Raw genomic sequence first — 17,933 nt, forward strand, 5'->3', positions numbered from 1 at the left:
TACCTCATATTGGCCGCCGCCCTCCCCCTCCGTCAGCTACCGCTGACACCTCCCCCTGGCGGGGGAGGATAAGGGGCCTTTACGGCTTCGGCGATTCCAGCCCGTACCACTCCGCCAGCACGCGCACCGGCGGATTGTCGATCGCGTTCATGCCGGGGCGGTTGACGCCGCGCAGTTCGGCGGTGCGGATGGCGAGGCAGCTCAGCTTGAACGCGGCGAAGCGTTCATACCATTCGATATCCGACGTATCGATGCCGCTCGCCTCGCCCCACAGCGCGATCGTCTCCTCACGCGTGCCCATGCCGGCGAGACGCGGCAGCCCCTGCTGGGTCGATTCAAGCCGCGCGCACAAGGTCCACCAGCCAAGATCGTGGAGTGCGCCGCCCAGGCTCGGCTGTTCCCAGTCCATCACCGCGGCAACCTTCATGTCGGCATCGAACATCACATTGCCGATGCGGCTGTCGCCCCAGACGATGCCGGGCTGCCGCGCGGTCGGCCGGCTTGCGCCCAGACGCGCCCAGATATCCTCGAGGAAAGGGAAGTCGCGCCCGTCCTTCGCCCAGGCGAAATAGCGATCCCAGCGATCCCATTCCTGTTCGAACCCGTCGGGGAAGCGGCCAGTGGGTTCGAGGAAGCGCGCTTCGGCAACCGGCAGCTTCTGGATACCGGCGAGCGCGCGGATCGCATTTTCCCACAGCTTTTCGCGCTGGCCGGTCGACAATTCGGTCATCCAGCCTTCGCGCGAATATGGCGGGAAGCTGACCGGCACGCGGCCATGCTTCTTCTCCATCACGAAGAAGGGCGCGCCGACGACGTTCGCGTCATGCTCGATCCAGTAAGGCTCGGCGACCGGGGTGGCGCCCAGCCGGTGGACCGCGCGCATCAGTTCGTACTGCTCGACGAACATATCGTCTTGATAGACGGTATGTTCGATCGGCTTGATGCGGATCACCATGCCGCGGCTCTTCGCCACGCCATCCTCGGTCCACGCCGCATCGAACAGGATCGTTTCGTGCGAGAGGCCGGCGCCTTTGGGATAGGTGAAGTCGGTGATCTTCAGGTCGCGCGCCTGCGGCATCCGTTCGGCGAGCCAGCGTTCGAGCGTCGCCTCAAGCTCCGCCAGATCGCGCAGATGCGGGGCGACCGTGCCACCGCTGACGAGTTCGCCGGTTCCCAACTGACCGCTCATAGCTTCTCCCTTCGCCCGCTTTTCGGGGCTTCACATCCTCTCTAGGCGATCGCGCCGAACCGCGCAGTTCGCAATTTCGCGACTATGTTATGCCTGATGTCATGCGGGAAGCCCCTCGCCAGCCGCGCCCGCGTGGCGCAGCATCCAATCCAAGATAGAATCGAGGAGAGACGCATGAGCAGCACCCCCAGCATCGACTTCACGACCCGCGGGCCGAGCGAGAAGACATGGGAACGCGCCGAGGTGGAGGCCGCCTTCCAGCGCTTCTGGTACGAAGGCTGCGTCAAGGAGGACTGGAACGCCTGGCTCGACAGCTTCACCCCCGATGTCGACTATGTCGATCATTTCTGGGGTCCACTGAAGGGCCGCGAAGAGGTGTCGATCTGGATCGAGGCGGTGATGAAGGGCGTGCCCGAAATCTACACTGTGCTCGATTGGTACACGATCGATAACGATGTGGTGGTGTTCCATTGCCAGAACCGCCGCGACAATCCGAATTACGGCAAGCCGGGCGAGACAGGGCCGGCTTACTGGGATTTCCCCGGCCTCTCCGTGCTGCGTTATGGCGGCGACGGGCGCTTCTGCAGCGAAGAGGATTATTGGGACCGTTCGGGCGCGCGCAAGACCGCGATCGACTATGCCGCCGCATGCGAACGCGCAGGCGCGCATACGAAGGAATCGCGGATGCTGCGCGGCTATTGGCCGGCATCGCCCGCCTGGGCGCGGATCGACGAAGCCCCCTCCCCCAGCTGGTCGGGCCGCACCGACGTGCCCTCGATCACCAAGCCGGCGGAGTTGCGGGCGCTGCTGGGGCGGGGTTGACGGGAAATACCGGGGCGCCAATCAGGCGCCCCGGCCCTTCGATCAGCCTAACGACTCCAGATCGATACTATAAACCCGCGCGGCATTGCCGCCGAACACCTTGCGGCGCTCGGTTTCGGTGAAGGTCGCGGCCGCCTCGCTCATATAATCGAGCGCGTCGGGATAGAGGCAGACCGGGTGGGGGAAATCGGTCTGGAACATCACATTGTCGGTGCCGATCCGGCGCGCATCCTCGACCAGGTTTTTCCGTTCGAACCATGAGCAGGCATAGATCTGCCGCTTGAAGATTTCGGTCGGCGACGCCTGATAGTCGCTCCTCGCTTCCTTCATCTGATACTCGATGTTTTCCAGCAGGAAGGGGATCCAGCCCACCCCGCTTTCGACCGAAACGATCTTGAGCTTCGGCCGGCTTTCGAGCCAGCGTGAGATGAAGATGTTCGCGAACAGCCGGTAATTGGCGAAGAACAAAAGCGACGATCCGAACGCCAGCTTCTCGGTCGGCGTCTGGTTGGGCCAATAACCCTCGCCGAACCATTCGTGCGACGAAAAGCCGCCGCCGATGTGGAAATTGAGCGGCATGCCGGTGTCTTCGAGGAAATCCCACAACGGCGTCCAATACTCACCGCTGAGCACCTGATAGCCGTTATTCTGCGGCTCGCTGTGCGTATTGACGCCGCGCAGGCCCATCGCGCGGGCGCGCTCGGCCTCGGCGACCGTCTCCTTCATGTCCCACCACGGCAGCAGCGCCATCGGATAGATGCGGTTGCCGCTTTCGGCCTGCATCTCCGCCATCGCATCATTGTAGATCTTGGTGGTGGCGAGGCGCAGATCGGGATCGACGCCCATCCCCTTCTGGTTCCCGAAGCCGAGCAGGTTGGGATAGCAGATCTGCGCGCTGATCCCTGCCGAATCCATATAGGCGACGCGCGCCTTGGCGTTGTGCGATCCTTCGAACACCTCATCGAACTTCCAGGTGGTCAGCTCCATGCCATAGGCCTTGGTGCCGTCGCGACGGATCGTGCAGGTCGGGAAGGCCGGCCCCATGCGCTTGTCGCCATCGATCACCCAGCAGAGTTCGCCGTCGACCTCCTTCACCTGCGGCACGCGATCCTTGTACTTGGCCGGCGCACGCGTCGTCCAAAGATCATAGGGTTCGGCGTGATGCGTATCGGCGTCGATCACGGGAATGCCGGTCAGCGCGGCGGGTTTGACGAAGGCGTCCATCGCAGGTCTCCCAACGGTTGCGATTTTCGAAGGGACGCCGCCAATTCTCCTCGGCCGTGTCCGATCCACGCCAGCCAAGGCCTCTGACCGATGACGGTCAACTCCGTGAAATTTGCGTAACCACTATGCATTTTGTTGCATAGTTGCGCGTGCAGCGCAGTTGCAGCAAATATCCTTGCGCGAAAAGCCGGGACAAAACCGCCAATCTGCCGAACTGCACGGTTCGATTACGCTGCATCGCCTTAGATTTTCCGTCAATCGGACCGTTCATCCCGGTTCGTTGACAATCCGTCCCGCAAGAATAGCCTTCAAAGAAAAATAGCGAAAAACCTAATGGGAGGGTGGGTAACATGAAGGGTAAGTACCGTAAGGCGGCGGGTTCCTCCGTCGCGATTGCTGCTGCATTGCTTGCTGCAGGTTCGGCGTGGGCCGAACAGACCGAACCGCAGGCACAATCCGAATTTTCAGGCGTCCAGGACATCGTCGTTACTGCGCAGCGCCGCGAACAGCGCCTGCAGGAAGTGCCGGTCGCCATCACGGCACTGACCACCGCGAACCTGACGACCAACCGCATCACCAGCGTGCGCGATCTCGACTCGGTTTCGCCGAACCTCACCGTTCGCCAGATCGTCGGCGGCGGCCAGCTGCCCAGCTACTCGATGCGCGGCGTGGTTTCGATCGGTTCGTCGATCGGCGTCGACCGTGGTATCGCGGTCTATGTCGACGGCGTGTTCCTGGGCAATGCGCAGGGGCAGATCTTCGAACTGGGTGACATTCAGCGGATCGAAGTGCTGCGCGGGCCGCAGGGCACCCTGTTCGGCCGTAACTCGACCGGCGGCGGCATCAGCATCACGTCGGGCGACCCGAAGGGCACGTTCGGGATGCGCGGCACGCTCAGCTACGGCAATTACGATCAGTTCCGCGCCGTGGCGCATGTCGATACGCCAAGCTTCGGCGACTTCAGCGCCTCGTTCAATTATGTCCACACCCAGCGCGACGGCGACATCAAGAATCTGGGCGCTGGCACGGTGTGGGATTTCTCGCAGGTCGGCGGGAAGCGTTACACCTCGCCGAAGACGCTGGGTGGCTTCAACACCGACGCCGCCAGCGCCAACCTGCTCTATGATGGCGAGAAGTTCCGCGCGATCTACAAGTTCGACTGGTCGGATACGGTGCTGACCGCGAACGGCCAGGGCATCTGGTTCGAATCGCGCTTCGCGCAGCAGCTGCGCGCCGCGCAGCCCGCCGCCAATCAGGCGAAGCTGACGCCGGTGTCGAAGACGCGACCCAAGGCGGTGAATAATGCCGGCGCCGTGCCCAGCCGCATCAAGACGCAGGGCCACAATGTCACGCTGACCAGCGACCTGACCGACAGCATTTCGGTCAAGAACATCGCCGCCTATCGCCGCGCGACCTTCGCGGCGCCGCTGTCGCAGATCGACGGCGCGGGTGGCCTGGTCAATCCGGGCCCGGTGGCCTTCCCGCTCGGCGCGGCACTGCTCACCCCGGCGGTGGCGGCTTCGACGATCGGGCAGCCCTTCTTCATCCAGTCGACGTCGACCCGCGGCATCGACAAGCAGTGGTCGGACGAACTCCAGTTCAACTATGAATCGGACTTCATCACCGCGACCGTCGGCGGCCTCTACTTCCAGCAGCGTGCCCGCCGCGGCTCGACCGGTTCGGACAGCAGCCCGATCGGCAAGGCCCGTTCCGCCGGCTTCGCGGTCTATCCGAACTTCCAGGTGCCGTTCCTGGGCCGCCCTAACACCTATGGCGCGATCGACGGCCATGTGAAGGTGGTGTCGAAGGCCGTTTACGGCCAGGGCGAGTTCCACGTCATGCCCGGCCTCGATCTGATCGCCGGCGGCCGTTACACGCACGACAAGAAGAATGGCCGCGACAATACGATCGTGTCGGCGGCAACCCCGCTGGCCACCAGCTCCTTCCCGATCCAATATTCGAAGGGCAAGTTCACCTACAATCTGGGCTATAACTACAAGCCGACCAGCGACATCCTGGTCTATGGTAAGTACGTCACCGGCTTCATTTCGGGCGGCTTCTTCGCCAGCGTGCCGTTCAATCCGGAAACCGCGAAGTCGTGGGAAGGCGGCATCAAGGCCGACTGGTTCGACCGCCGGCTGCGTACCAACCTGTCGCTGTTCACGGTGAAATATGGCGACCTGCAGCTGACGTCGACCGGCCCGAACGTGGGCATCAACAACACCGCGATCACCCAGGTGGTGGTGAATGCGGGCGATGCGCGCGCCAAGGGTTTCGAGTTCGAATCGACGATCTCGCCGATCCGCCAGCTGACGTTCAACGCCTCACTGGGCTACACCAACTTCAAATATACGCGGATCGATCCGCGGCTTGTCGCCGCGGTTGCCGAGACGTTGGTGCACGAACGGCCGAAGTGGACGAGCAGCGTTTCGGCGCAATATGAGTCCGACCCAATCTTCGGCGACGCCAACTTCATCGCCCGCATCGACGGCAATTATAAGTCGAAGCATAACGGCATCTCGGCGATCCCGCTGGCGACCGGCACCAATCTGGCGCTGTTCGGGATCACCCCGGCGGAGCAGGCGCGCCTGAAGGATTTGCAGCTGATCAAGGGCTACTGGCTCGTCAACGGCCGCCTCGCGCTGCAGAAGATCGATCTGGGCGGCACGAAGGCGACCGTAGCTCTTTGGGGCCGCAACATCTTCGACGCCAAGGAGATCAGCTACACGCCGGGCTTCATCAGCATCTACAGCGCCGATTACGAGCGCGCCCGGACCTACGGCGTCGACCTGACGGTCGAATTCTAAAACGTCCGGCATCACCTGAAACGCGCCCGCGGCCCCCAGCCGCGGGCGTTTTCTTTTGGGCTAAGGCTATGGCAGGCTGACGTGCATGGGGTGGAGATTGTTCGGCTATGCGGTGATTCTGGGCGGGACCGCCGCCTTGCTCCAATGGCTCGACTATCTGCATGCGATCCGATCGATGCCGGGCGATATCTACGTCGCGGTGCTGGCGATCGGGTTCATGGCGCTGGGGCTGTGGGCGGGGAATCGGCTGACGCGGCGGCGTGCATCCGCGATTCCGTTCGAACGCAACGATGCCGCGATCCGATCGCTGGGCCTTTCGCCACGCGAATGCGAATTGCTGGCGCTGCTGGCATCGGGCCGGTCGAACAAGGAACTTGCGCGCGAGCTGGGCATATCGCCCAACACGGTCAAGACCCACCTCGCCCGCCTGTTCGACAAACTGGACGTCGGCCGGCGGATCGAGGCGATCGAGAAGGCGCGGATGCTGGCTCTCATCGAATGACTGTTACCGTGAAAGGCCGCGTCGTCCGGGCCAAATCACCCATCCGGGCGATAGCAGGACATCGTACGGGCCGGCATTTGCGGGCGACCGATAAGACCAATCACAGGGAGCCTGCACCATGACCACCCACCCGATCCTGCGTTACGCCGCCATTTACGGCCTGCTGTCGGGCATCGTGATCATCGCGATCCTGATCGCCGGCATGAATGTGGGCGGCATCGGCCATTCGATGTGGTTCGGCTATCTGGTGATGCTGGCCGCCTTGACCTTCATCTTCGTAGGCGTGAAGCGCTATCGCGACATCGAAAAAGGCGGGGTGATCCGCTTCCTGCCCGCCTTGGGCACCGGCCTTGCGATCGCGGTGGTGGCGGGGATCGCCTATGTCGCGATCTGGGAAAGCTATCTGGCGGCGACCGGATATCGCTTCATGGACGATTATATCGCCTCGACCATCGCCGCCCAGCGCGCGGCGGGCGTCAAGGGCGCCGAATTGGCCGGGCAGATCGCCGAACTCGAGGCGATGCGGGTCCAATATGCCAACCCGCTGATCCGCCTGCCGATGACCTTTTGTGAGGTCTTCCCGGTCGGCTTCATAGTCTCGCTGGTTTCCGCCGCAATCCTGCGCAATCCGCGCGTGCTGCCGCTCAGGGCTTAATCACCCAGCTTCCAGCGGCCCAGAATGCGGTGCTCGGTCAGGCCGACGAGGCTGTGGACGAGCACCAGTTCGTCGCTGCGCCAGCTGATCAGCGGCACCGAGCGTCGGAAGCTGTCGCGCATGCCATAAGCGATCGTGACGTGCGGATCGAAACGATAGCCGCGCATCGACGGCACGCCCGCCACCGCCAGCCCATAAGCCAGCTTGTCGCGGAAGGCGCCCAGCACCGGCATATGATCGCCCGGCCGCAGCAGCACGTTGCTGACATTGCCGATCAGTTCGCCGAGCGCCACGCGCATCGCCGGCCCTGCGATCTTCGCCGCAACCTTGCTCATCCGATCGATCAGCTCCGGATCGGGCGTGGTCGGCCGATCATGGACGAACAGGGTCATGTGCAGCTTTTCGTCGGGGATATGCGACTGGACCGGCCCCAGCCCGTCGCGGATCTCGGCGATCTCGCCGATCGCCTCCTCGCTCGGCTTCAGCGCGAAGAACAGCCGATGGAGAACCAGTTCGTCCGTGTCGTAACTACGCAGCTTCGTCATGGCGCATCTCCCGTTGGAGTCGCACCCATTTAGAACAAAACAAGAACATTGGCAAGCGCGCTTATCTGCAGCCGGAAATCACGCCCCAAAATCCGCTTAGAAAGCGCGCGAAACCGCGAATTCGACCGCTTCGATCAGCGCCGATTTGGCCTGCCCGTTCGGGAAGGCGGCCAGCGCGTCGATCGCGCGGCGGCCATAATGGCGTGCGCGTTCGGCCGTATCGGAAAGCGCGCCGGTCGCGTGGAGGATCGCGGTCGCCCGCGCCAGATCCTCGTCGTCGTTGCGCAGCCCCTCGATCGCTTCGCGCAGGAAGGTGCGATCCTCTTCACCCGCGCGCGCATAGGCCAGGATGACCGGCAAGGTGACCTTGCCGTCACGGAAATCGTCGCCGGCATCCTTGCCCATCGTCGCGCCGTCCGACTCATAGTCGATCACGTCATCGACCAGCTGGAAAGCGACGCCGAGATAGCGGCCGTACTGATCGAGCGCTTCCTCGATCGCGGCATCGCGCTCCGCCACCACCGCGGCGATGCGACAGGCGGCGGCGAACAAAACCGCCGTCTTGGCGGTGATGATGTCGAGGTAGCGTTCCTCGCTCGTCTCGATCCGGCGTTGCGCGGTCAACTGATTGACCTCGCCCTCCGCGATCACCGCCGATGCGTTCGACAAGATCTTGAGGACGCGCAACGAACCGTCCTCGACCATCAGTTCGAACGAGCGGCTGAACAGGAAATCGCCGACGAGGACGCTGGCGGCATTGCCCCAGATCATGTTCGCTGTGCGCCGCCCGCGCCGCAGCCCCGACTGATCGACGACATCGTCGTGCAGCAAGGTCGCAGTGTGAATGAACTCCACCGTCGCGGCAAGCTTGTGGTGACGCGTACCATGATAATCGAGCAGCTTCGCGCAGGCGAGCGTGAGCATTGGCCGCATCCGCTTCCCGCCGCCCGCGATCAGGTGCCCTGCCAGTTCGGGGATCAACGGCACGTCCGACTGCATGCGCGCCAGGATCACACCGTTCACCTGGTTCATATCGGCAGCGACAAGCTGCATGATCGGATCGAGCGAGGGCGTGGCGGCCCGGCGGATCGGCGTGACAGTTGCGGTCATGGCCGTGCAGATGGTCCCGCCCGGAACGAAAGGCAAGCATCATGGCTTGCGTTCGAGGCCATCCGCCAACAAAAGGCGACGGATACGGGTTTCGGGGACGATTGCATGACCGACGACACGCTGGCGCGCTATCGCGAGAGCATCGACAATATCGACGCGGCGCTGGTCTTCATGCTGGCCGAACGCTTCAAGATCACCAAGGCGGTAGGCGAGCATAAGGCGAAGACCGGCCTGCCCCCCGCCGATCCGAACCGCGAATCGATCCAGATCGAGCGCCTGCGCTCGCTGGCGAAAAGCGCGAACCTCGATCCCGATTTTTCGGAGAAGTTCCTGCGCTTCATCATCGACGAGGTGATTCATCACCATCGCAAGGCGGGTGCCGGGATGACGGGATGAATTAAGCCAGTCCCTCGGCCATTTCCGCCAATTCCAGCCAGCGCATCTCGGCTTCGTCCTTCTTCGTGCGCGCGGTTTCGATCGCCTTCATCAGCGTGTCGAACTTCGCGGGATTCTTGGCGTAGAGATCGGGATCGGCGAGGGCGGCTTCGTCGCGCAGGATCGCGGCCTCCAGCTTCTCGATTTCCTGCGGGAGGAGATCGAGGTCGCGCTGGTCCTTGTAGCTGAGCTTGGTCTTCGCCTTGGGGGCTGCGGCGGGGGTATCGGCCTTCGCCACGGCCGCGGCTTTCGACTTCTCCACCTTGCCGCCGCGCTGCTTTTCCCAATCCTCATAGCCACCGATCACCACGTCGACCTTGCCCGATCCGTCGAGGCCGAGCGTGACCGTGACCGTGCGATCGAGGAAGTCGCGATCATGGCTGACGATCAGGACGGTGCCTTCATAATCGGCGATCACCTCCTGCAGCAGATCGAGCGTTTCGAGATCGAGATCGTTGGTCGGTTCGTCGAGCACGAGCAGGTTGGACGGTCGCGCGAATTCGCGCGCGAGCAGCACGCGGCTGCGCTCCCCACCCGAAAGCGAGCCGACCTTCGCATCGGCGATCGCGGGTTCGAACAGGAAGTCCTTGAGATAGCCGAGGACATGCTTGCGCACCCCCTGCACCTCGATCCAGTCGCCCCCATCGGCCAGCACGTCGCGCACCGTCTTTTCGGGCGCCATCAGCTTGCGCTGCTGATCGATGATGATGCCGTTGAGCGTGTTGGAGAGCTTCACCTTGCCGCTGTCGGGCGCGAGTTCGCCGGTCAGCAGCTTGAGCAGGGTCGATTTGCCGGCGCCATTCGCGCCGACCACGCCGATCCGGTCCTTGCGCGTCACCTTCAGTGAGAAATCGCGGATGATCGTGCGGTCTCCGAACGTCTTGGTGACGTTCTCGGCGTCGATCACGACCTTGGTCTTGGTGTCCTCCGCCGCGATCGTGATCTTGGCGGTACCCTGCGGTCCCGTCATCGCCTTGCGTTCGGCGCGCATTTCGTAAAGTTTGGTGAGACGCCCCTGGTTGCGCTTGCGCCGCGCGGTGACGCCGCGCAGCTTCCAATGCTCCTCGATCTTCAGCTTCGCGTCGAGCCGTTCGGCGTTGCGCGCCTCTTCCTCATGGATCTTGTCCATCCACGCCTCGAACCCGCCGAAGCCGACTTCGGCGCGGCGGATCGATCCGCGATCGAGCCACAATGTGTTCTTCGTCAGCCGCGTCAGGAAGGTACGATCGTGGCTGATAACGATGAAGGCGCCGCCGAAACGGCTGAGATAGGTTTCCAGCCATTCGATCGCGGCGAGATCGAGATGGTTGGTCGGCTCGTCGAGCAGCAGCACGTCGGGCTCCATCGCCAGCGCGCGGCAGATGGCGGCACGACGGCGCTCGCCCCCCGATGCGGTCGCGGCGTCGCGGCCCAGGTCCAGCCCGATCTGGTCGGCGATCGCCTCCACCTCATGCGCGGCGGGCGCATCGGCACCCGACAGCGCGAAATCGCGCAGGGTAGCGTGACCGGCCATCGACGGTTCTTGTTCCAGCAGGACGACGCGCGTACCCGGCACGATCACGCGCCGCCCCTCGTCGGGATCGATCGTCCCGGCGAGCAGTTTGAGCAGCGTGGTCTTGCCCGCCCCGTTGCGACCGATCAGCGCAAGCCGATCGCGCGGGGCGATGCCGATGTCGAGGTGGCGGAACAGCCAGCCCGTACCCTGATTGAGGCCGAGATCCTGGAAGGCGAGAATGGGTGCGGACATTGTGCAACAGTCTGAGAAGGTTGTCGGGGCTGGGCGCCTATACCGGCACATTCATGCCCTATTCAACGCGTCGCCCCTATGCCACAGTTCATGGTAATGCGTAACCTTCTCGCCGCGCTGGCAATTGCCGGCACCCTTTCCGCGCCCGCGTTTGCCGATCGGCGCACGCCGGAGCAGGATATGCTGCGCCAGGGTGTGCGTTCCGGCGCGATCCTGCCCTATCAGGAAATGCGCGCGCGGGCGCAGAGCAGCGTCAGCGGCGGGCAAATGATCGGATCGGAATTCGATCCGGGAACCGGCCATTATCGTTTCAAGTTTCAGCGGGGCGGATCGGTGATCTGGGTCGATATGGACGGCCGCACCGGACGCGAGATCGGCCGTATCGGGGACTGACCCCGAAAGACCGACGAAAGAAGGGATTCGAATGCGCGTATTGATCGTCGAAGACGAACCCAATCTGGGCCGCCAGCTGCGCGCCACGCTGGAAGGCGCGGGCTATGCGATCGACCTGGCCACCGATGGCGAGGACGGCCACTATCTCGGCTCCACCGAAAATTACGACGCGGTGATCCTCGACCTCGGCCTGCCCGAAGTCGATGGGCTGACCGTGCTCGATCGCTGGCGGCGCGAGGGCAAGGATACGCCCGTTCTGGTGCTGACCGCGCGGGACAGCTGGTCGGACAAGGTCGCGGGGCTCGATGCCGGCGCCGACGATTATCTGGCCAAGCCCTTCCAGACCGAAGAACTGATCGCCCGCCTGCGCGCGCTGATCCGCCGCGCGTCGGGCAATGCATCGTCCGAACTGACCGCGGGCGACATCCGCCTCGACACGCGTTCGGGCAAGGTGACGAAGGCCGGCGAGCCGGTGAAGCTGACCGCGCAGGAATATAAGCTGCTCAGCTATCTGCTCCACCACAAGGGCAAGGTCGTCAGCCGCACCGAGCTGATCGAACATATTTACGATCAGGATTTCGATCGCGATTCGAACACGATCGAAGTGTTCGTCACCCGCATCCGCAAGAAGCTGGGCCAGGACGTGATCACCACGATCCGCGGCCTCGGTTATTCGCTGGACGATCCCGACGCCTGATATGGGTGGCCTGAAACGCCGGTTGGCGATCGCGCGCGCGGTGCTGAAAGGCCGGCCGCGCGATCCGAACCGGCAATCGACCGGATCGCTGACGCGCCGCATGATCGGCATTGCCGCGCTGTGGATCAGCGTGCTGCTGATCGGTGGCGGCTTCGCGCTCGATCGGGTGCTGTCCGATGCGATCACGCGCAACTTCGACAGCCAGCTTTCCTACGCGCTGACCGCAATGGTCGCATCGGCCGAAGTCGGCCCGGATGGCGAGGTGCGCTTCAATCGGCCGCTGGGCGATCAACGCTTCCTCGAACCCTATTCGGGCCTCTACTGGCAGGTTTCCGCCCCCGGCCATGATCCGTTCCGGTCGCGATCCCTGTGGGATCGCGCGCTCCAGCAATCGGCGGATCATGCCGGTGCCGAGGATCATGTCCACGACAGCAAGGAGTTTCAGGGCGAGGATCTGCGCATCATCGATCGCGAGGTGCGCCTGCCCGGATCGCCCGCCGCATGGCGTTTCCAGGTCGCGGCCAATCGCGACGCGCTGAACGATCAGATCGCCATTCTGCGGCGGACATTGGTGCGCGCCTTCGCGATCCTTGGCATGGGTCTGATCGTGCTGGCCGCATTGCAGGCGGTGTTCGGGCTGCTGCCGCTGCGCACGCTGCGCCGCGCAGTCGCTTCGGTGCGGTCGGGCGAGGCTTCACGCGTCGACGTCCACCTGCCCGACGAGGTTGCGCCGCTGGTGGAGGAGTTGAACGCCCTGCTCCAGCACAGCGAGACGCAGGCGGAGGAGGCGCGGCGCCATGCCGGCAACCTCGCCCACGCGCTCAAGACGCCGCTGACCGTGCTGATGAACGAGGCGACATCGCCCACCGCCGACCTGCCCGACATCGTCATCCGCGCGACGACGACGATGCGCCGGCAGGTCGACCACCATCTCGCCCGCGCCCGCGCGGTCGGCCGGCGTGCGAACACGCAGGCGCGGTCCGAAGTGTGGCCATCACTCAAGGCCGTCGAGCGCGCGATGGGGCGGATGCACCGCCACGTCACGGTCGACCTTGCCGGCGCGCAGGATGCGGCGATCCATGTCGAGCGGCAGGATCTGGACGAAATCCTCGGCAACCTGATCGAAAATGCCGCCAAATATGGCAATGGCCGCGTGTTCGTGACCGTGGTCAAGGATGCGGGCTTCGTCGAGTTGCAGATCGAGGATGACGGCCCCGGCATCCCCGCAGACCAGCGCGGCAAGTTGTTCGAACGCGGGGCGCGGCTCGACACCGGCAAGCCGGGAACGGGGCTGGGATTGGCGATCGTGCGCGACGTGATCGAGATTTACGGCGGCACGATTTCGCTCGAGGAGAGCGAGGATTTGGGCGGCCTGATGGTGCGCGTGCGATTGCCGGCGGCGGTCTGACACGCGAAAAGTTTCCTATAGGAAACTTCCTACACGGACTTCCCCTGCCGCCCGGCTAGCTCGACCACATATTGCCACGCAACGCGGCCGGAACGGCCGCCGCGCTGGGTCGCCCAACTGATCGCGTCGAGCGGTTCGAAGGCGAGGCCATATTGCGCGGCATAGGCGCCGACCATCGCGACATAATGATCCTGATCGACCACATGGAAGCCGATCGACAGGCCGAAGCGATCGGCGAGCGCCATCTTGTCGTCGATCACGTCGCGTGGATTGATCGGGCTGTCCTGCTCCTTCAGGTCGCGCGACACGATGTGACGGCGATTGGCGGTGACGTGGAGCCGTGCATTGGCCGGCCGCGCCTCCGCCCCGCCCTCCAGCATCGATCGGAGCAGACGCGCGCCCTGGCTCGCACCCTCGTCGAAACCGAGATCGTCGATGAAGAGGATGAAGGCGCGCTCCACGCCTGCGATCAGATCGAACAGGCGCGGCATCGTCTCGATCTTTTCCGCCGCAATCTCGATCAGGGCGACGTCGAGCCCTTCGATCTGCAGCGCGCCGACCGCCGATTTGACGAGCGCCGACTTGCCCGTCCCACGCGCGCCCCACAGCAAGGCATCATGCGCGCCAAGACCAGTCGCGTGGCGGCGAATGTTGTCGAGCACCACCGCCTTCTGCGCGTCGATGCCGGTCAGCAGATCGATCGGCAGCGGCCGGAAATCGCGCGCGGCCGCCAGCCCGCCGTCACGCCAGACATAGGCGGGGTGCAGCGCCGGATCGGCATGGGGCGCGGGCGGCGGTGCGATCCGCTCCAGCGCGGCGGCGATGCGGGCGAGCAGTTCCTCGGTCATGCCGCGGGGATAGGGTCGTCACGCGCGCGCCACAACCCACCTCGTCATTGCGAGCGTAGCGAAGCAATCCAGGCCCGCATGAGAGAGGCTCGTAATCTAACTCTAGTACGGGCCTGGATTGCTTCGTCGCCTGCGGCTTCTCGCAATGACGAGGTGGGGTGGCTAAGCCGAAATCCCGTACTGCTTGAGCAGATCGTAGAGCGTCGGCCGACTGATCCCGAGCAGCTTGGCGGCGTTCGAGATATTGCCCTCGGCACGCGCGATCGCGCGGGTGATCGCGGTGCGATCGGCCTGTTCGCGCGCGGCGCGCAGGTTGAGAAAGCCGCCATCCTCGCGCCCCGGCGACAGATCGAGATCGTCGGCCGTGACCATCTTGCCCTCGGCCATGATCGCGGCGCGCTTCAGCCGGTTCTCCAGTTCGCGGACATTTCCGGGCCAGCTCCAGGCGTCGAGCGCGGCGATCGCCTCGGGCGTGAAGCCGCGCAGCTGCGGGTTGAGCTCGCGGGCATATCGCTTGATCTGCTGGCGCGCGATCAGCACCGCATCGCCCGGCCGTTCGGAAAGCGGCGGGATCGTCACGACGATCTCGGCGAGGCGATAATAGAGATCTTCGCGGAAGCGCCCGTCGGCGATCATCGCGGGCAGATCCTGATGCGTGGCGGCGACGATCCGCGTGTCGACCTCGATCGCCTTGCGCCCGCCGATCCGCTCGATCACACGCTCCTGCAGGAAGCGCAGCAGCTTGACCTGCAGCGGCAGTGGCACGTCCCCGATCTCATCGAGGAACAATGTGCCGCCCTGCGCGAGTTCGATCTTGCCCTCGGCCGTGCGGACCGCGCCGGTGAACGCGCCCTTTTCGTAACCGAACAGTTCGGCTTCGAGCAGGGTGTCGGGGATGGCCGCGCAGTTGATCGCGACAAACTCTCCCTCGCGACGCGGCGACGCCTGATGCAGCCCGCGCGCCAGCACCTCCTTGCCGGTTCCCGACGCGCCAAGCAGCAGCACCGACACGTCGGTCGCCGCGACCCGCTGGATCGTCTTCAGCGCCTTGAGCACTACCGGGTCGGCTGTGATGAAGCCGCCCGGATTGCCCTCCCCCGCCTGCTCTGCCGCCAGCCGTGCATTTTCCTGTTCGAGCGAGGATAGCTCAAACGCGCGCTTCACGATCAGGCCAAGCTCATCGATGTCGACGGGCTTGTGGTAATAATCGTATGCACCCATCGCGACCGCGCGCAGCGCGCCTTCATGCGCGCCGTGGCCCGAGGCGACGATCACCTTGGTGTCGGGCTTCAGCGACAGGATCGTCTCGAGGATGGCGAAGCCTTCGCTCGTCCCGTCGGGATCGGGCGGCAGGCCCAGATCAAGGGTGACGACGGCGGGTTCGTTGGCGCGCAGCGCATCGATCGCGGCCTTGCGGTCGCCCGCAATCACCACCTCATAATCCTCATAGGCCCAGCGCAACTGGCGCTGCAGCCCCTCATCATCCTCGACGACAAGCAAAATCGGCTTCTTCGGCAGGATCAAGCAACGGCCTCCGTCTTGCGCGCGATCGGCAGGAACACGGTGAAGCGCGTCCCCTCCCCTTCGCGGCTCTGCACATCGATCCGCCCGCCCATTGCGGCGATCAGCGCGCGCGCCTCGAACGCGCCGATACCGAAGCCTCCGTCCTTGGTCGATGCGAAGGCGTGGAACAGGCGAGTGCGGACGAATTCGATCGACATGCCGACACCATGATCGATCACATCGATCGCCGCCATGCCCTCACGCACGCCGACAACGATCTCGATCGCCGCGCCCGCCGGGCTGGCATCGATCGCATTCTGGATCAGGTGGCCGAGCGCCTGTTCGAGGCGCGCGGGATCGACCATCGCGATCAGATCGGCATCGCCCGAAATCTCGACCGGCGCATCGCGACGCGATCCGATCCGGTCGACCAATGGCAGCAGGCGCTGCGGGGTCGGCTCCTCGGGCTTGGCGCGATGATGCTGCGACAGGCGCGCGAGCAGATCGTTCATCTTGCCGACCGACGACTGGAGCGTGGCGACCATGTCCTTGCGAAATTCGGGATTGTCGGCGTGCCGTTCCGCATTGCGCGCAAGCAGGCTCAACTGGCTCACGAGGTTCTTCACGTCGTGCATGATGAAGGCGAAGCGGCGGTTGAACTCGTCGAAGCGGCGGGCGTCGGATAAGGCCTCCTGCCCCAGCGCCTCGGCTAGATAGCTCGCCGCCTGCCGCCCGGCGAGGCGGAGCAGATCGTGATCCTCGGCCTCCAGCGCGCGCGGGCGCCGCGGCTTTTCGAGCAGGACAGCGCCCAGCAGCCGATCATAATGGGTAAGCGGGACGACCAGCCACGCCGATGGGGTGGCGGCGATCCAGTCGGGTAGCGCGAAGGCCTCGGGCGGGCTGGCGATCTCGACCGTGCCCGCGCCGAGCAGTGCGCGTCCAAATGCGGGTTCGGCGGCGCGTTGCGGCGCATCCAGATCGGCCCAGTTCCAGCGCGACGCCGATTCAAGCGCGCCGTCCGCCGCCGCGAGCAGCAGCAGCCCGCCCGGCGCATCGGGAATGTCGGCGATCGCCTGCACCACCCGTTCGCCCAGCGCGCGATCGTCCCGACCCGGCACGCCGAGCGTATCGGTAAACTGCCGCCATTCGACGCGATAATCATAATGATGCTGGAACAGGTGACGCGACAGCCCCTGCTTGACCACCGATCGCATCCTGCTGGACGGGAAGAAGGCGAGCGCGAGCCCGGAAAAGCCGATCGCGATCGTCACCTGACCCAGCCGATCGATCTGGTGGGTGAGGTTGAGCAGCCGCGCCAGCAGCACCATCGCCGCGACATATATCGCGATCGCCGTCAGCGGCAGGAAGCGCAACGCGGCCGATCGTGCGGGCGGCAGCCGATCGACCTCCGCCGCGCGGCTGACCGACACGAGCAGGGGCGCAACCAGAGCGAGGAAGAAGCCGCGCAATGCAAACAGCTCATCGGGCCATTGCTGCCCCAGATAGGCGACGGTGCTGAGGTTCAGATCATAGGCCCAGATCGCGGCGAGTGCGGCCATCGGCGATCCGATCCGCCAGCGCGCCTCGGGCGCCGCCGCCGCATAGAGATTGTGCGCGATCAGCAGCGATCCCATCGTCACCACGATGCGCAGCGCCACGATCGCGACGACGATCAGATCCTGAATGCGGGGCGATCCGACGAACAGGAAGGGCAGAAGCCGCAGCAGCATGCCCAGCAGGATCGCGGCGATGACGATGCCGTAGATCGCAAAAACGGTGCGCCGCCGCCCATCGTCGGCGATCGTCGGCTGGATCGCCGCCATGAAGCCGATCCAGCCCAGATCGCTGAGATTGCCGCCCAGCCCCGCCGCAACCCCCAGCGGCCCGCGCAAGGTGACCAGCAGGCACCACAGAGCGGTGCTGGCGCAGGCGACGGTCAGCGCGATCCGCGCGCCGCCCACCTGCCGCATCGTCGCCTGCCACACCACCAGAGCCGCGAACAGGAAGGCCGCGAGGCCATGCCCCCATTCGATGACCAGCCCGATCAT

Annotated in this window: 16 protein-coding genes; 8 read left to right on the forward strand and 8 right to left on the reverse strand. The window is 64.7% G+C overall.

The genetic code is table 11. The annotated features are described in order from the left end of the window. Positions 1-79 precede the first annotated feature (79 nt). A complete protein-coding gene (locus EOD43_RS20560) occupies positions 80-1,189 on the reverse strand; it encodes a phosphotransferase family protein (RefSeq protein WP_127745929.1) in 1,110 nt (369 codons plus the stop codon). Between the two features lie 174 nt (positions 1,190-1,363). Between EOD43_RS20560 and EOD43_RS20565 the strand changes: the two genes are divergently transcribed. Then, a complete protein-coding gene (locus EOD43_RS20565; RefSeq protein WP_164857381.1) occupies positions 1,364-2,011 on the forward strand; it encodes a nuclear transport factor 2 family protein in 648 nt (215 codons plus the stop codon). A 42-nt stretch (positions 2,012-2,053) separates the two neighbouring features. Here the strand turns inward: EOD43_RS20565 and EOD43_RS20570 are convergent, their stop codons facing one another. Continuing rightward, positions 2,054-3,235: an amidohydrolase family protein gene (locus EOD43_RS20570; protein WP_127745931.1), complete on the reverse strand. Its 1,182-nt coding sequence runs from the start codon at positions 3,233-3,235 to the stop codon at positions 2,054-2,056. Positions 3,236-3,585: 350 nt separating this feature from the next. Here EOD43_RS20570 and EOD43_RS20575 point away from each other — a divergent pair, with 350 nt between their 5' ends. The 3 genes from EOD43_RS20575 to EOD43_RS20585 all read left to right on the forward strand — a co-directional run bounded on the left by EOD43_RS20575 (position 3,586) and on the right by EOD43_RS20585 (position 7,199). Next, on the forward strand, positions 3,586-6,042 hold the full coding sequence (locus tag EOD43_RS20575) for a TonB-dependent receptor (RefSeq protein WP_127745932.1): 2,457 nt from the start codon (positions 3,586-3,588) through the stop codon (positions 6,040-6,042). Between the two features lie 85 nt (positions 6,043-6,127). After that, positions 6,128-6,544: a response regulator transcription factor gene (locus EOD43_RS20580; protein ID WP_127745933.1), complete on the forward strand. Its 417-nt coding sequence runs from the start codon at positions 6,128-6,130 to the stop codon at positions 6,542-6,544. Positions 6,545-6,662: 118 nt separating this feature from the next. After that, the gene (locus EOD43_RS20585) at positions 6,663-7,199 is read left to right on the forward strand and encodes a DUF4199 domain-containing protein (protein ID WP_127745934.1); all 537 of its coding nucleotides are present in this window, start codon (positions 6,663-6,665) and stop codon (positions 7,197-7,199) included. Here the strand turns inward: EOD43_RS20585 and EOD43_RS20590 are convergent. Next, entirely contained in the window at positions 7,196-7,744 is a 549-nt protein-coding gene (locus tag EOD43_RS20590; RefSeq protein WP_127745935.1) for a 2'-5' RNA ligase family protein, read from the reverse strand. The two genes, EOD43_RS20585 and EOD43_RS20590, sit on opposite strands and share 4 nt — an antisense overlap. A 96-nt stretch (positions 7,745-7,840) precedes the next feature. Beyond that, complete coding sequence (locus EOD43_RS20595) at positions 7,841-8,854, reverse strand: polyprenyl synthetase family protein (protein ID WP_127745936.1); 1,014 nt, start codon at positions 8,852-8,854, stop codon at positions 7,841-7,843. 105 nt (positions 8,855-8,959) lie between these two features. Here EOD43_RS20595 and EOD43_RS20600 point away from each other — a divergent pair, with 105 nt between their 5' ends. Further along, positions 8,960-9,250: a chorismate mutase gene (locus tag EOD43_RS20600; protein ID WP_127745937.1), complete on the forward strand. Its 291-nt coding sequence runs from the start codon at positions 8,960-8,962 to the stop codon at positions 9,248-9,250. A gap of 1 nt (position 9,251) precedes the next feature. Here the strand turns inward: EOD43_RS20600 and EOD43_RS20605 are convergent, their stop codons facing one another. Beyond that, positions 9,252-11,036 carry an ABC-F family ATP-binding cassette domain-containing protein gene (locus EOD43_RS20605; RefSeq protein WP_127745938.1) on the reverse strand — a complete coding sequence of 595 codons (1,785 nt, stop codon included), beginning with the start codon at positions 11,034-11,036 and terminating at the stop codon, positions 9,252-9,254. A 96-nt stretch (positions 11,037-11,132) separates the two neighbouring features. Between EOD43_RS20605 and EOD43_RS20610 the strand changes: the two genes are divergently transcribed. From EOD43_RS20610 to EOD43_RS20620, 3 genes are read left to right on the forward strand one after another with little or no spacing between them, the layout of a single operon-like run. Beyond that, the gene (locus tag EOD43_RS20610) at positions 11,133-11,429 is read left to right on the forward strand and encodes a PepSY domain-containing protein (RefSeq protein ID WP_240653435.1); all 297 of its coding nucleotides are present in this window, start codon (positions 11,133-11,135) and stop codon (positions 11,427-11,429) included. Between the two features lie 31 nt (positions 11,430-11,460). Then, positions 11,461-12,126 (forward strand): response regulator transcription factor, encoded by a 666-nt coding sequence (locus EOD43_RS20615; protein WP_127745940.1) that lies wholly within the window; start codon positions 11,461-11,463, stop codon positions 12,124-12,126. Between the two features lies 1 nt (position 12,127). Further along, positions 12,128-13,534 carry a sensor histidine kinase gene (locus tag EOD43_RS20620; RefSeq protein WP_127745941.1) on the forward strand — a complete coding sequence of 469 codons (1,407 nt, stop codon included), beginning with the start codon at positions 12,128-12,130 and terminating at the stop codon, positions 13,532-13,534. Positions 13,535-13,563: 29 nt separating this feature from the next. Here EOD43_RS20620 and EOD43_RS20625 read toward each other — a convergent pair whose 3' ends face one another. The 3 genes from EOD43_RS20625 to prsK form a co-directional block, all read right to left on the reverse strand. Continuing rightward, on the reverse strand, positions 13,564-14,382 hold the full coding sequence (locus EOD43_RS20625) for an ATP-binding protein (RefSeq protein WP_127745942.1): 819 nt from the start codon (positions 14,380-14,382) through the stop codon (positions 13,564-13,566). Between the two features lie 162 nt (positions 14,383-14,544). After that, positions 14,545-15,900 carry a PEP-CTERM-box response regulator transcription factor gene (gene prsR / locus EOD43_RS20630; RefSeq protein WP_420822469.1) on the reverse strand — a complete coding sequence of 452 codons (1,356 nt, stop codon included), beginning with the start codon at positions 15,898-15,900 and terminating at the stop codon, positions 14,545-14,547. A gap of 2 nt (positions 15,901-15,902) precedes the next feature. Next, the gene (gene prsK / locus EOD43_RS20635) at positions 15,903-17,933 is read right to left on the reverse strand and encodes an XrtA/PEP-CTERM system histidine kinase PrsK (RefSeq protein WP_127745944.1); all 2,031 of its coding nucleotides are present in this window, start codon (positions 17,931-17,933) and stop codon (positions 15,903-15,905) included.

This window comes from Sphingomonas crocodyli (assembly GCF_004005865.1).
GTDB classification, from domain to species: Bacteria; Pseudomonadota; Alphaproteobacteria; order Sphingomonadales; family Sphingomonadaceae; genus Rhizorhabdus; species Rhizorhabdus crocodyli.

What these genes read in the sequence shown, in the direction of transcription:
- EOD43_RS20560 (WP_127745929.1), bottom strand. Translation starts at nt 1,189, where the DNA reads ATGAGCGGTCAGTTGGGAACCGGCGAACTCGTCAGCGGTGGCACGGTC.
- EOD43_RS20565 (WP_164857381.1), top strand. Translation starts at nt 1,364, where the DNA reads ATGAGCAGCACCCCCAGCATCGACTTCACGACCCGCGGGCCGAGCGAG.
- EOD43_RS20570 (WP_127745931.1), bottom strand. Translation starts at nt 3,235, where the DNA reads ATGGACGCCTTCGTCAAACCCGCCGCGCTGACCGGCATTCCCGTGATC.
- EOD43_RS20575 (WP_127745932.1), top strand. Translation starts at nt 3,586, where the DNA reads ATGAAGGGTAAGTACCGTAAGGCGGCGGGTTCCTCCGTCGCGATTGCT.
- EOD43_RS20580 (WP_127745933.1), top strand. Translation starts at nt 6,128, where the DNA reads ATGGGGTGGAGATTGTTCGGCTATGCGGTGATTCTGGGCGGGACCGCC.
- EOD43_RS20585 (WP_127745934.1), top strand. Translation starts at nt 6,663, where the DNA reads ATGACCACCCACCCGATCCTGCGTTACGCCGCCATTTACGGCCTGCTG.
- EOD43_RS20590 (WP_127745935.1), bottom strand. Translation starts at nt 7,744, where the DNA reads ATGACGAAGCTGCGTAGTTACGACACGGACGAACTGGTTCTCCATCGG.
- EOD43_RS20595 (WP_127745936.1), bottom strand. Translation starts at nt 8,854, where the DNA reads ATGACCGCAACTGTCACGCCGATCCGCCGGGCCGCCACGCCCTCGCTC.
- EOD43_RS20600 (WP_127745937.1), top strand. Translation starts at nt 8,960, where the DNA reads ATGACCGACGACACGCTGGCGCGCTATCGCGAGAGCATCGACAATATC.
- EOD43_RS20605 (WP_127745938.1), bottom strand. Translation starts at nt 11,036, where the DNA reads ATGTCCGCACCCATTCTCGCCTTCCAGGATCTCGGCCTCAATCAGGGT.
- EOD43_RS20610 (WP_240653435.1), top strand. Translation starts at nt 11,133, where the DNA reads ATGCGTAACCTTCTCGCCGCGCTGGCAATTGCCGGCACCCTTTCCGCG.
- EOD43_RS20615 (WP_127745940.1), top strand. Translation starts at nt 11,461, where the DNA reads ATGCGCGTATTGATCGTCGAAGACGAACCCAATCTGGGCCGCCAGCTG.
- EOD43_RS20620 (WP_127745941.1), top strand. Translation starts at nt 12,128, where the DNA reads ATGGGTGGCCTGAAACGCCGGTTGGCGATCGCGCGCGCGGTGCTGAAA.
- EOD43_RS20625 (WP_127745942.1), bottom strand. Translation starts at nt 14,382, where the DNA reads ATGACCGAGGAACTGCTCGCCCGCATCGCCGCCGCGCTGGAGCGGATC.
- prsK (WP_127745944.1), bottom strand. Translation starts at nt 17,933, where the DNA reads ATGATCGGGCTGGTCATCGAATGGGGGCATGGCCTCGCGGCCTTCCTG.